General features: G+C 69.6%; 13 protein-coding genes. 2 read left to right on the top strand and 11 right to left on the bottom strand.

The window, feature by feature from the left end:
* Nucleotides 1–14: 14 nt before the first annotated feature.
* From AB4112_RS03010 to AB4112_RS02975, 8 genes are all read right to left on the bottom strand, one after another.
* Nucleotides 15–1022, bottom strand: a complete 1008-nt coding sequence (locus tag AB4112_RS03010; RefSeq protein ID WP_441717016.1) for an ABC transporter substrate-binding protein — start codon at nt 1020–1022, stop codon at nt 15–17.
* A gap of 31 nt (nt 1023–1053) precedes the next feature.
* A complete protein-coding gene (locus AB4112_RS03005; RefSeq protein WP_309795451.1) occupies nt 1054–1854 on the bottom strand; it encodes an ABC transporter permease in 801 nt (266 codons plus the stop codon).
* Nucleotides 1851–2684: an ABC transporter ATP-binding protein gene (locus tag AB4112_RS03000; RefSeq protein WP_309795453.1), complete on the bottom strand. Its 834-nt coding sequence runs from the start codon at nt 2682–2684 to the stop codon at nt 1851–1853. Before AB4112_RS03000 ends, AB4112_RS03005 begins: the two co-directional genes overlap by 4 nt.
* Nucleotides 2685–2691: 7 nt before the next feature.
* Nucleotides 2692–3294 carry a glutathione S-transferase family protein gene (locus tag AB4112_RS02995; RefSeq protein ID WP_441717015.1) on the bottom strand — a complete coding sequence of 201 codons (603 nt, stop codon included), beginning with the start codon at nt 3292–3294 and terminating at the stop codon, nt 2692–2694.
* Between the two features lie 21 nt (nt 3295–3315).
* On the bottom strand, nt 3316–3714 hold the full coding sequence (locus AB4112_RS02990) for a RidA family protein (RefSeq protein ID WP_309795456.1): 399 nt from the start codon (nt 3712–3714) through the stop codon (nt 3316–3318).
* A gap of 12 nt (nt 3715–3726) precedes the next feature.
* Nucleotides 3727–4854, bottom strand: coding sequence for an LVIVD repeat-containing protein (locus AB4112_RS02985; RefSeq protein ID WP_441717014.1), 1128 nt, complete (start codon nt 4852–4854; stop codon nt 3727–3729).
* A gap of 112 nt (nt 4855–4966) precedes the next feature.
* Nucleotides 4967–6109 carry a cupin domain-containing protein gene (locus AB4112_RS02980; RefSeq protein ID WP_441717013.1) on the bottom strand — a complete coding sequence of 381 codons (1143 nt, stop codon included), beginning with the start codon at nt 6107–6109 and terminating at the stop codon, nt 4967–4969.
* A gap of 33 nt (nt 6110–6142) precedes the next feature.
* Nucleotides 6143–7870 (bottom strand): GMC family oxidoreductase, encoded by a 1728-nt coding sequence (locus AB4112_RS02975; protein ID WP_441717012.1) that lies wholly within the window; start codon nt 7868–7870, stop codon nt 6143–6145.
* A 284-nt stretch (nt 7871–8154) separates the two neighbouring features.
* On the opposite strand from AB4112_RS02975, the gene AB4112_RS02970 reads away from it, so the two are divergent.
* Nucleotides 8155–8886 (top strand): FadR/GntR family transcriptional regulator, encoded by a 732-nt coding sequence (locus tag AB4112_RS02970; RefSeq protein WP_309795465.1) that lies wholly within the window; start codon nt 8155–8157, stop codon nt 8884–8886.
* Between the two features lie 38 nt (nt 8887–8924).
* Nucleotides 8925–10448, top strand: a complete 1524-nt coding sequence (locus AB4112_RS02965) for a GMC family oxidoreductase (protein WP_441717011.1) — start codon at nt 8925–8927, stop codon at nt 10446–10448.
* A gap of 32 nt (nt 10449–10480) precedes the next feature.
* Here the strand turns inward: AB4112_RS02965 and AB4112_RS02960 are convergent, their stop codons facing one another.
* From AB4112_RS02960 to AB4112_RS02950, 3 genes are all read right to left on the bottom strand, one after another.
* A complete protein-coding gene (locus tag AB4112_RS02960) occupies nt 10481–11710 on the bottom strand; it encodes an extracellular catalytic domain type 1 short-chain-length polyhydroxyalkanoate depolymerase (protein ID WP_441717010.1) in 1230 nt (409 codons plus the stop codon).
* A gap of 95 nt (nt 11711–11805) precedes the next feature.
* The gene (locus tag AB4112_RS02955) at nt 11806–12225 is read right to left on the bottom strand and encodes a CopG family transcriptional regulator (protein ID WP_309795471.1); all 420 of its coding nucleotides are present in this window, start codon (nt 12223–12225) and stop codon (nt 11806–11808) included.
* Between the two features lie 128 nt (nt 12226–12353).
* Complete coding sequence (locus AB4112_RS02950; RefSeq protein WP_309795473.1) at nt 12354–12731, bottom strand: PRC-barrel domain-containing protein; 378 nt, start codon at nt 12729–12731, stop codon at nt 12354–12356.
* Nucleotides 12732–12768: the final 37 nt, after the last annotated feature.

The following is a 12768-nucleotide window of genomic DNA, read 5'->3' as shown; positions in this document are numbered from 1 at the left end:
TCGTCCCCCGCCGCTCAGGGCTTCAGATAGGCGTCGGTGAAGGCGGCGTCTGCCGCGACCGTGCCCTTCAGCGCGCCCTGGTCGGTCAGCACCTTGATCGTGTTGGCCCACTTGTCCTTGGTCATCCAGCCCAGGCCGTTGGCCTTGGTGTCGGCGTCGGCGAAGGTGTGGTCGATGTCGGCCTGCAGCTGCGCCGCCAGCACATCCGCCTTGCCGGCATAGCCGGGCGCCGCCTTGGCGGTGATCGCCGCGGCCTCCTTCGGATGCTCGGCGGTGAACTGGAAGGCCTTGAGATAGGCGGCGACGAAGCGCTTCACCACGTCCGGCTTGTCCTTGATCATGGCCTCGGAGGTGAACAGGCCGGAGCCGTAGACATCATAGCCGTAATCGGCGCCGAGGATGATGCTGAGCGAGCCGGGCCCGCCGGCCTTGGCCTCCAGCTCCGGCACCTCCGCGTCGATGTAGCCGGGCACCGCGTCGACCCGGCCGAGCAGGAGATAGCTTTCATAGGGCGGCGACACGCTGCTCATCTTCATGTCGGCCTCGGTCAGGCCGTTGGCGGCCAGGAAGGACTTGTAGAAGATATAGGTCGATCCGGCGGGGTGGATGCCGATGTTCAGTCCCTTGATGTCGGCAGGTGTCTTCAGCTGGTGGGTCTTGGCCAGGGCGATCATGCCGATGGGCGAGCGCTGGTTGACCGCCGCCAGCGCCACCACCGGCACGTTCTGCGACCGGGCCACCGCCAGGGTGGGCAGGTCGCCGAAGCCGAATTCGGCGTTGCCGTTGGCCACCAGCCGCATGGCGTCGGGCGACCCCGTGCCCTTGCGGATCTCGGTGACCTCGATCCCGTTCTCGGTGAAGTAGCCCTTTTCCTTGGCCACGAAGAACATGGCGTGGTTGCCGCGCACCACCCAGTCCAGCTGCACGCTGACCTGGTCGGCGGCAGAGGCCAGGCCCGGGGCCGCCAGGATCGCCGCCGTCGTCAGCCCCGCCAGCGCCTTACAGACCGATCTCCTCAACATCTCGTGCCTCCCGCGGCATTGTCTCGTTGGTTCAGGCGGCTTGCAGCGCCGGATCGAATTTCGGCGCCCAGGGCACCACCAGCCGTTCCAGCACTTCCATCGCGTAGTAGAAGACGACCCCGACCACCGAGACGACCAGCAGCGCCGCGAACACCATCGGGGTGTCGAGCTGGGTCGAGGCGAACTGGATCAGGTAACCCAGCCCGGCAGAGGCGCCGGCGAATTCGCCGACGATGGCGCCGATGACGCTGAAGGTGACCGCGATCTTCAGCCCGGCCATCAGCTGCGGCAGGGCGTAGGGGATCTGGATGCGCAGCAGGATCGTGGTCCGGCTGGCGCCGACCGACCGCATCAGCGACAGCAGGCCCGGCTCCGCCGCCTCCAGCCCGGCCAGCATCGACAGCGTCACCGGGAAGAAGGCGATCACCAGGATCAGGCCGACCTTGGGCGCCAGATCGTAGCCGAACCACAGGATGAAGATCGGTGCCAGCGCCACCTTCGGCACCGTCTGGAACAGCACGATCAGGGGATACAGCGCCCGGCCGAACAGCCGGAAGCGGGCGATGACCATGGCCAGGGCGATGCCGACGGCGGCCGCGACCAGGAAGCCGACCAGGATCTCGATCGCGGTCACCTGCGTGGCCTCGAGCAGCGGCCCGGCCTCGCGCAGCAGCGTCGCGCCGATCGCCGAGGGCGTGGGCAGGATGTAGCTGGAGACGTCGAAGATCCGGATCGCCGCCTCCCAGGCCGCGATGGCGGCCACCAGCAGCACGGCGGAAGGCAGCCAGCCGCCGGCCAGGCCCTGCCGGGACGCGAGACGGGTGTCGCTCATGATCTCCCCCGCGTGGCATGACTCTGGATCAGCAGGGACCGCAGCCGGCTCTCCATCGCGGCAAAGCGTGGATCGGCATAGCTCGCCTCGCCGCGCGGATAGGGCAGGGGGATCTCGATGCTGTCGATGATCCGGCCCGGCCCGACGCCCATGACATGGACATGGCGCGACAGCAGCACCGCCTCGTCGATCGAATGGGTGACCAGCACGATGGTCTTGCCGGTGCGCTCCCAGATCTCCAGCAGCGACCGGCTCATCTCCTCCCGCGTGATCGCGTCCAGCGCGCCGAAGGGCTCGTCCATCAGCAGGATGTCGGGCTCCAGGGTCAGCGCCCGGGCGATGGCGACGCGCTGGCGCATCCCGCCGGACAGCTGGTTGGGCCGCTTGGCCGCGGCATCCTCCAGCCCGACCAGCTTCAGCATGGCCCGGGCGCGGTCCCGCACCTCGGCCCGCGACAGGGTCTTGTCCGCCACCTCGCGCAGCAGCGCCGCATTGTCGAGCGCGTTCTTCCACGGCAGCAGGTTCGCGTCCTGGAACACCAGGCCGATGATGCGGCGCCGCACCGCCTCTTCCGGCGCCAGCCCGGCGACCCGGACCCGGCCCTCCGACGGCCGCACCAGCCCGGCCAGGACCTTGAGCAGGGTGCTCTTGCCGCAGCCGGACGGCCCAATCAGGCAGACGAAGGATCCCCGCGGCACGCTCAGGCTCACATCCCGCAGCACCTGCTGCCGGACGCCGAGGATATCGAACGTCACCGACACCGCCTCGACCGCGATCTGGGCGGTGGCGTCGGGCAGCGGCGCGGGCTCCTTCAGTCTCGCCACGGGCATGGTCCGGTCATCCCCCCGTCGCCGTCCGGAACGCCGGCCGGGCGTCGAGGGCCGCCATCCAGCGGTCCAGGTTGGCGCAGGCCGGCCGTTCGATCGGGAAGCCCAGGCAGCGTTTCAGGACCGGGCCCAGTGCGATGTCGGCGATGGTCAACCGGCCCAGCGCGAACCACTCCCGCCCGGCCAGGTGCCGGTCGGCGATCGCCAGCAGCTCGGCGAGATCCTTCGCCTGGGCGGCGAAATCGGCGCCGCGCTCCTCCGGCGCCTTCTTGGCGTCCTTGAACACGGCGACATAGGGGGTGTTGACGCTGGCCAGCAGCCAGTCCATCCAGCGTTCGACCTCGGTCTTCTCCGCCGGGGAAGCGCCGGTCAGCGCCGGGCGGTGCAGCGCCGCGAGGTAGCGCAGGATGGTGTTCGACTCCCAGATCACGGTGTCGCCGTCGACCAGGGTCGGCACCTTGGCGTTCGGATTCAGCGCCCGGTATTCATCGGTCTGGGTGTTGCCGAACTGGCGGCCGTAATCCTCGCGCTCATGGGCGATGCCGAGCTCTTCCAGCAGCCACAGCACCTTCTGGACGTTGCCGGAGGTGTGCCGGCCGAGCAGTCTGATCATTCCTCGTCTCCCTGTCCCGCCTCAGCCCTTGACCGGGCGATAGGCGATGGCGTCCATCTCGACCTTGGTGTTGATCACGGCGCGGGCCTCGACCGTGGTCCGGGCCAGCACCGCATCCTTGAAGTATTCGGCGAAGACCTTGTTGTAGCGGCCGAAGTCCCTGACATCCTCGAGATAGGTCGTGACCCGGACGACATCGGCCAGGGTGGCGCCGTCCTCCGCCAGCACCCGCTGGATCGTCTGGATCGTCGCCCGCGTCTCGTCCTCGATGGTGCCGTGGACCATGTTGCCCTCGGCATCCTTGCCGACCTGGCCGGAGACGAAGATGAAGTCGCCGGCCCGCACCGCCGGATGGAACGGCAGGTTGGGATTCTTGCGCCCGATGGCATAGCGCTGTGCGGCGTCTGCGGTGTCGGACAAGGCGGGTCCCTTTCAGAAGGCGCTGGTTTCGATGATGTCGACGCCGTTGATGCGGTCGATCAGGTAGATCAGGCCGCGATCGTCGATGGTGACGTCGTTCGACGACGCCCGGTCCTCGCCGGCTGGCGGATCTGGCAGGAAATGGCCGACCTCGCGCGGCGCGAAGGGGTCGGCGATGTCGACCAGCCGCAGCCCCTGGGCGAACCAGGCGAAGGGAATGACGGTGCCGCTGAACCGTTCCGACGGCTGGTGGCAGCCGGTCATCGGCGGCTGCGGCGACCCGTCCGGGTCCAGGCCCGGCACCTGGAAGGTCGCGATCGGCAGCGGCTGCCGTTCCTCCGTGATGTCGTAGATCCAGGTGAAGGCCGGGGGCGACGGGCGCAGCTTCGCCACATCCTCGTCGGCCACCACCATGATCTTGCGGCCTTTCAGCGGCTGCGGCATCGGCAGGCAGGTGTGGGTCGGGTGCGGGAAGGCGGGGCTCGAATTCAGCTGCGAGATCAGCTTCGGCCGGGCCATGTCGGCGATGTCGAGGATGAACAGCCCATGGTGCCAGTAGCTGACATAGAGGCGGTCGCCCGCCCGGATCGGGTGGTGGCAGCGCGGCGACACCCCGCCGGCCCAGGGGTATTCCTCGCCGCCCCCGGTCCATTGGCCGGGGATCCACCAGCGCCCGACCTCGACCGGCCGGGCTGGGTCGATCAGGTCGAGGATCATGACGATGTTGCCGACATAGCCCTCGGCGGTCGGCGAGATATAGGCGTAGCGCCCGTCGAAATCGTAGCGATGGACGCCGCGGCCGGCGGTCATCCATTTCGAGATCAGCCGGGGCGCGCTGGGCCGGGACACATCGTATATTGCGATGCCCCCGCCGAATTCGGCCGGGCCGTTCTGGCCCAGCTTCTCGTGGTTGACGATCATGATGTCGCCCGCCACCCGCACCTTGTGCGAATGCCAGCCCTCCGGCAGCTCCAGCCGCGCGATCACCCGGGGATGGCGCGGGTCGGCGACGTCGACGATGGTCGTGCCGCTGGGCGACCGCATATGGCCGATATACAGAGTCGTTCCCTCGACCCAGACCTGGCCGCCGCCGGGGCAGTCGATATGCGAGAGCAGCGTCGTGTTGAGGGAATTCGGCACTTCGGACCTCGGGTCGGTCGGGTGCGCGCCGGCATTCCGCCCCGGCCGATGACGGCAGGGCGGGGCAGCGTCGGGCGGGACGGTCGGATCCGGCTTGCGCCGGACCTGGCCGTCAGATCATGCGGACCACGTCGCCGCTGGCGTCGCGGCCCCATTTGCGGAACAGGCTGAACGCCTTCAGCGCCGGCTCGTCGCTGGCGACGAACAGGATCGCGGGCTCGGTCTCCGACCCGTTCACATGCTCGCACCAAGACCCGCCGGGCACCGCCAGCGTGTCGAATTCGGTCCAGTCGAAGCGCTTGCCGTCGACCATGGAATGGCCGCTGCCCTGGAATGGCGCCACCAGCAGGCTGGCGGTCTGGCGCAAGGGCCGCGTGCGCTCGCCCGGCCGCAGCATCTGGGCGAAGAAGGTGATGGTCTTGAACACCGGCCCGCCGGTCAGCGGATCGACATACTCGATCATCAGCGCCTCGTACGGGTCGCCGTCCCAGTCCTTAAACCGCTCCAGCGCCTCGCGCATCGCGTCCCAGCGGTAGACATACATCGGCGACGACAGGCCGGAGCCGCGATGATGGTCGAGGAAGCGGGGCCGCAGCCCGCCGGCGCCGTAGACGCGGGCGGAATAGTCGCTGGGGAAGCGGGCGCTCTGCACCTTCTTGGCGACGCCGCTCTCGGCATAATCATGCTCGAAATAGACCGCGTTCAGGGTCTCGACCAGCGGCAGGTCGAGGACCGACAGGTTGACCGCCGGCTCATCGCCCGTGTTGCCGTGATTGTGCCAGGCGTCGATCGGCGTCAGCACCATGTCGCCCGGGCCGAAGGTGATGTCCTCGCCCTCGACCCCGGTGAAGTTGCTCTTGCCGGTCAGGCCGAAGCGGATCGCGCTGGGGGAATGCCGGTGCGGCGGCATCACCTCGTTCGGGTCGTTCAGGCGATACGCCGTGTACATGGTGCTGACCGTCGCCCGCCGCGGCGACAGGCCGGGATTGACCAGGATCAGCGACCGCCGCTCGGAATCGTCCATGTGGATCAGCTCGGCGGAGCGCTGCAGGATCGGCGCGATGTCCTTGTCGTAGCTCCACAGGAAGGGCAGGGCCTTCTGCGTGCCCATCAGCTGCTTGATCTCGTCATGGGCGACGTCGACCGAGCTGGCCCAGAACGGGAACATGTTCTTGTTGAAGACGTCGTCGTAGAGCGCCTTCAGGGCGGCATCGCGATTGGACGCCCCCGGCACCGCGGCGCGTGTGTCCGTCATGTCGCACCCCTGTCTTGGATCATTCGTTCGTCCTTAGCGATGACGGTATGCCCTCCGGCCGACCGTTTCAACCGTATTATTTGGTTGAAGATGATTATTGGCGAAATTGGTTGGATCATTGGTCGGAATTTCGGCTGGAGCCAGCGTCGGCACGCCGCGGATCAGGTCGGCGGCGCGCTCGGCGATCATCAGCACCGGGGCGTTGATGTTGCCGCAGATGAGGTCGGGCATCACGGCGGCGTCGATGACGCGCAGGCCCTCGGCGCCATGCACCCGCAGCTGGGGGTCGACGACGGCCCCGTCATCGGCGGAGACCCCCATCCGGCAGGTGCCGGCCGGATGGTGGACGGTGATCGAGGTGGCGCGGATATGGGCGTCGATCTCGGCATCCGTCACCTTGCCGGAGCCGGGGGCGGATTCCCGGGCGATGAAGCGCGCCATCGGCCCCTGCGCCATCACCTCCCGCGCCATGCGGATGCCGGCGCGCAGGCTGCGCCAGTCGGCCTCCGCCGCCAGGAAGTTCTGGCGGATGACCGGCGCCGCCATCGGGTCGGCGGAGGCCAGGCTCACCGTGCCGCGGCTCTCCGGCTGGATGATCACCACCCGGCAGGCGAAGGCGTCGGTGAAGGGCTGCTTGAACGGCTTGAAATAGGGCCAGGCGCCCAGTGGTGCTGCGGTCAGCAGGAACTGCACGTCGGGCAGCGCCAGCTCCGCCCGGCTCTTGAGGAAGCCGACGATGCCGCCCGGCACGTCGGCGGCGAAGCCCTTGCCGAAAGCGTAGGCCTTGCCGAGCTCCAGCGCGATGCGGTCGGCCCGCATCATCCGGTGGAACGGCCCGGGCTCGCGGCGCTGGTACATCAGGATGGTCGAGACATGGTCCTGCAGGTTGCGGCCGACGCCGCGCAGCGGGATGCGCGTGCCGATGCCGTGTGCCGCCAGCTGCTCCGGGTCGCCGATGCCCGACAGCATCAGCAGCTGTGGGCTGTTGATCACGCCGCCGGACAGGATGACCTCGGCATCGGCCCAGGCGGTCAGGACTTTCCCGTCCTTCACATAGTCGACGCCGACCGCGCGGGTGCCCTCGAACAGCACGCGGGTGACCATAGCGCCGACCGTGACCGTCAGGTTCGGCCGGGCCAGCGCCGGCCGGAGATAGGCGGTCGCCGCACTGCAGCGCCGGCCGTTGCGGATGGTCATCTGCAGCCGGCCGAAGCCTTCCTGCCGGGCGCCGTTGTAATCGTCGGTCCAGCCATGCCCGGCCTCGCCCGCGGCCGCGGCATAGGCGTCGAGCAGCGGGTCCTGGTAGCGGCAATACTGCACCCCCAGCGGGCCGTCGCCACCGCGCCAGGCGTCGGCGCCGCCCTCCCAGGATTCCAGCCGCCGGAAATAGGGCAGGGCGTGGGCATAGGACCATTCGTCCAGCCCCGCCGCCGCCCAGCGGTCATAGTCGCCGGGATTGCCGCGGACATAGGCCATGGCATTGGTCGAGGACGAGCCGCCGACCACCTTGCCGCGGGCGCACTCCACCCGGCGGCCGTCGACATTGGCCTCAGGCTCGTTGAAGTACATCCAGTCGTGCAGCCGCTTCTGCAGGATCTTGCCCCAGCCGAGCGGAATGTGGATCCAGGGGTCGCGGTCCCAGCCGCCGGCCTCCAGCAGCAGCACGCGGCAGGCCGGGTCCTCGCTGAGGCGGGCCGCCAGGACGCAGCCAGCGGAGCCGGCGCCGACGATGATGTGGTCGTAGCCCGGAGCGCGTGTCATCGCAGGTCCACCCGGGCCGTCGACCGCCGGGTCATCGACCACGGGGCCGGCGTCCCTGGATCCGCCGGCCATGGCCGGTCGACCGGTTGTCCGGGCATCGGAAGCCTCCTGTCGGGGTTGCGCCGGTCTGGGCGGCGCTTGCTGGTGATCACTCGACCATCATCCAACCATTCTTGTCAACCATGGCAAATGGTTGCTATGGTGGGCACTGTGGTCGTGATTGCCGGCACAAGGATGCGGGCGGCGCCGACCCTCAAGAACCGAACAAAGCCAGAGGGACCAGGATGAACCGATCGGCGCCTTCCCAGCACCCGAACGCCGACGCTCAGACGCCCGATCCCTCAATCGATGATGATCCCGGCCAGGACGGCAATCTCGACGACGTCGTCGCGGCGCTGCGCGGCATCCTCGCCACCGGCCAGGGCACGCCGTCGGAGCGGGCATTGGCGGAACGGCTGAACGTCAAGCGCCACCGGCTGCGGCGGGCGCTTGACCAGCTGCGCGCGGCGGGGGAACTGGCGCCGGCACGGGCCGGGCGGCCGCGGACCGCGACGCCGCGGCGGGGCGACGACCTCGCCCGCGACACCAATCCGGTCGAGATCATCGAGCTGCGCATGGTGCTCGAGCCGGCGCTGGCCCGGCTCGCCGCGCTGCGCGCCTCCCCGTTCGAGATCATGCGCATCCAGCGGGCCGCCAGCACGCCCCCGGGCGCGGTGGCCGGGACCGTCGACCTGGCCTTTCACAAGGCTGTCGCGGCCGGTGCCCGCAACAGCCTGGCGGCCGAGCTCTACGCCCTGATCCGTGAGGTGGCGACCGACGCCCGGCTGCGCTTCGGCAACAGCGACAATCCCAGCTGCCCGAACCGGCTGAAGCAGCGAGACGCCGAGCACAAGCTGATCGCCGACGCGATCGCCGCGCGCGATCCGGATGCGGCCGAACAGGCGATGCGAGCCCATCTCGGGGCGGTGCAACGCCAGATCCTCGACCGTCTCGGCCCCAGCGTCGCGGTGGCCTGAGGGCGAGCGCCTTCCTTCCCGCAGCGGAGCACATGGCCATGACCGGTTTCGACGTGCTGGTGATCGGCGCCGGCTCCGCCGGGTCGGTGGTGGCGGCAAGGCTGAGCGAGGATCCCGGCCTGTCCGTCGGCCTGGTCGAGGCCGGGGCGGTGCCGTCCGATCCCGACATCGCCTCGCCGCAGCAATGGCCGTTCCTGCCGGGCCGCGCCTTCGACTGGGCGTACCGCACCATCCCCCAGCCCGGCACCGCCGGACGGAGCCACGACTGGCCCCGCGGCCGCATCGTCGGCGGTTCCAGCTGCCTTCACGCGATGGCCCATGTCCGCGGCCACCCCGATGATTTCGAACCTTGGGCCGCCGCGGGCGGGCCTGGCTGGTCCTATCAGGCGCTGCTGCCGGCCTTCCGCCGCAGCGAGCGCTTCTCGGGCGGCGCCTCGGCCATGCACGGCGATGCCGGTCCGCTCGACGTGCTGCTGCCCGGCGACGAGATCCACCCCCTGGTCCGCGACTACATGGATGCCGGGGTGTCGATCGGCGCGCCACGCCTCGGCGACCACAATGCCGGTCCGCTGACGGGCGCGGCGCCGAACCAGCTGACCATCCGGGATGGCCGCCGCGTCAGCGTCGCCGACGCCTATCTCGTGCCGGCCCTCGGCCGTCCCAACCTGACGCTGCTGACCGATGTGCTGGTCCATGACCTGGTGATGCAGGCCGGCCGGGCGTGCGGCGCCCGGATCACCCGGGGCGGGGTGCAGGAGATCCTGACCGCGGACCGGATCGTGCTCTGCGCCGGCACGGTCGCCTCGCCGCTGCTGCTGATGCGGTCCGGCATCGGCGACCCCGACACCCTGCGCGGGGCCGGCATCGCCTGCCGGCACGAGCTGCCGGAGGTCGGGCGCAACCTGCACGACCATCTGCTCGCGGCCGGCAATGTCTACCGCGCCCGGCGGCCGGTCGCGCCGTCGCGGCTGCAGCATTCGGAATCGCTGATGTACCTGCACTGCGACGACCCGTCCCGGGCGGAGGGATCGCCGGATGTCGTGCTCGCCTGCGTCGTGCTGCCGGTGGTGACCGAGGCGTTTGCGCGGCCGGAGGCGGGCAGCGCCTACACCATCATGTGCGGCGTCACTCACCCGACCAGCCGCGGCTCGCTGCGGCCCGGCGGGCCGTCGGTGGCGGATGTCCCGATCATCGATCCCGCCTATCTCTCGACCGGCCAGGACCGGCGGAGCTTCCGGGCCAGCCTGCGCCTGGCTCGCGCCGTCGGCCGGGCCGCGCCGCTCCGCGACTGGAACGATGGCGAGATCCTGCCTGGGCCTGGGGTGGAGGCCGATGTCGATCTCGACGCCTTCCTGGCCCGGGCGGCGATGACCCATCATCACCCGGTCGGCACCTGCAGCCTCGGTCCCGTCGTCGACGGCGATCTGAGGGTGCGCGGCATCGACGGGCTCTTCGTGGTCGACGCTTCGGTCATCCCCTCGATCACGGCCGGCCCGGTCAACGCCGCGGTGGTCGCCATCGCCGAAACCTGGGCCGGTGCGACCGATCAGCCAGGGCAATGAACGCCTCAGATCGCCCGGCCGCTCCGCTTCCCTCACTCGCCGAGTTGCCGCCGGAAGAAGCGCATCATCTCACGGCTGGCGTCCGGCCCGCGTGGCTCGGTGTAGGAACCGGCCGGGCTGCCGCCCGACCAGGCATGGCCGGCGCCGTGCAGCACCCAGTGCTCCGACATCGGGCGACCGGCGTCGTCCGCCCGGATCGTGCAGGTGTAGCCGATGCCGCCCGGGGCGGTCCCGTTTCTGACCGTCGTGCGGAGGTCGGACACGGCTTCGGCCTGGGCCAGCACCTGGTCGCCGTTGACGGGGCTGACGGTGGTGTCGCGATCGCCGTGGAACACGATGGTCGGGACAGCGGCGCCGGACCGGCGCAAACTGGCCGCCGCCGGCGGCATGCCCTGGCGCATCGCCGTGAAGGCCGACATCATGTCGCTGGCGGCCCCGCAGGCCAGTCCGGAATGCACCCCGACGGCGGCGTAGAGGTCGGGATAGGCCGCCCCCATGATCGCCGCGGCGGCACCGCCTGCCGACAGGCCGGCGACATACACCCGCCGGGGATCGACCGGGTGATCGCGCATGATCTGGCGGGTGATGCCGGCGATCAGCGCCGGTTCGCCGCCGTCGCGCCGCTGATCGCCCGGGTTGAACCAGTTCCAGCAGCGAGAGGCATTGGCCGACCGGGTCTGCTCGGGATAGGCGACGAGGAAACCCTGCTCCTCGGCCAGCTCATTCATGCGTGTGCCGGCGGCGAAGTCGTCCGGCGACTGGGTGCAGCCATGCAGCATCACCACCAGCGGCAGTGCCTGTTCGGCACGGCCGCCGGGGATGTACAGCTTGTATGTCCGCCGCCCCGTCTGGCCGGCGTAGCTGCATTCGTCGAACCGGGCGCCATCAGGCGCCGGAGCCGCCCCCGGGGCAGCGGGGCGGCCGGGCGCGACGGTGTCACCGGCAGGGGCGTGCGGTCGCCGAAAGCGATCGAGGAACCCGCGGAATGCCTCGCGGGCTTGCGGCCGGCCAGCCGGCGCGGCGGCGGGATCGCCGGGCTGGGGCGGCGTCCAGGTCTCGCCGGTTCCCGGGGATGGCGGCACCATGTCGATGATGGTGCGCCCGCCGGGGCCGGGCATCTCTGCGGAGTTGGTCTCCGACGCCGGCGGGCTTGGCGGCGGCGAGGCAACAGCGCCGCGCAGAAGCGCCATGGCTTCGCCGAGCCGTCCGGCGCGGGTGAGGCGGGTCGCCTCCTGCATGTCGATCTTGGGGCGTGCGATCATGGCAGCATGGTCCTGTGTGCCGAAATCCGCCAGGGCGAGATCTGTGCCCGCCTTGATCGGCCGAGATGGTCGGTGTGCGGACTGCAGCCGCTTCGTCACCGGATGCGGTCGCTGAGGGCGGCCTTCACGGCGGCGCCGGCCTGCAGGGCCCCGAGCACGTGAAGGGAGGCGATGGTTTCGCGGGCCAGTTCAGGGGTGACGTCATCGGCGATCACGGCCAGCCCCAGGACCTGGATGTGCAGCATCTCCCCGGCCATTCGCGCGGCTTCCAACTCGCGTCGGTCGAACCGGCGAAGGCCGAGGTCGAGGCGATGGCGGGCGACGGATTGCTGGATGGCGTCGCCATGCCGTTCCAGCTGGTTGCGGATGGCCGTGCGGATGAGATCGGTCCGGTTGGAGTAGAAGCCCTCGCGCACGAGCAGGTCGATATGGCCGAGATCGACATAGCCGAGATTGATCGTGATCTTCTCGCTGTCGGCCGCCTTTGGCCGAAGATCCCGCGTCGCGCCGGCCATGACCACCATCCTCCTACCATCCAGGTGGATGGTATATGGAGTTGGCTGCGATGATTGCAATCGGGTCGGGCGCAAAAACCCCGGCCGAAGCCGGGGTCCTTGGATTGCTTTTCGCCGCTGCAGATCGTTCAGCGAGGCGGCAGGCCGTCCCAATAAGGCCGGACGCCGTAATGATCGTGGATGTCCTGCTCATACTCCCGGGTCCATTGCGGCTCGACATCGTCGCTGAAGACCGGCGCGCCTTCGAGCTGCTCGCTGGACAGGCTGACGACATAGCCGCCCTTGTCGGTGTCGTAGACCAGCGAGGACCAGGGCAGCGGATGATACTTCTGGCCGATGCCGAGAAAGCCGCCGAACGACATCACCGCATAGGTGACGCGGCCCGAGACCTTGTCGATCATCACGTCATGCACCTCGCCCAGGCTGTCGCCTGCGGTGTTGTAGACGTCGGTGCCGGACACCTTCTCCGCCGAGATCAGGGTCGTCGTCTCTTCGCGATGTTCCATGGCCTTGCTCCTTGCTGAGGACTTGCCATGGCAACGG

It is taken from the genome of Inquilinus sp. 2KB_23 (assembly GCF_052115705.1).
Lineage (GTDB): Bacteria > Pseudomonadota > Alphaproteobacteria > DSM-16000 > Inquilinaceae > Inquilinus > Inquilinus ginsengisoli_A.
The sequence above is the reverse complement of the archived record's forward strand: the minus strand, read 5'-3'. Positions and strand labels throughout refer to the sequence as shown.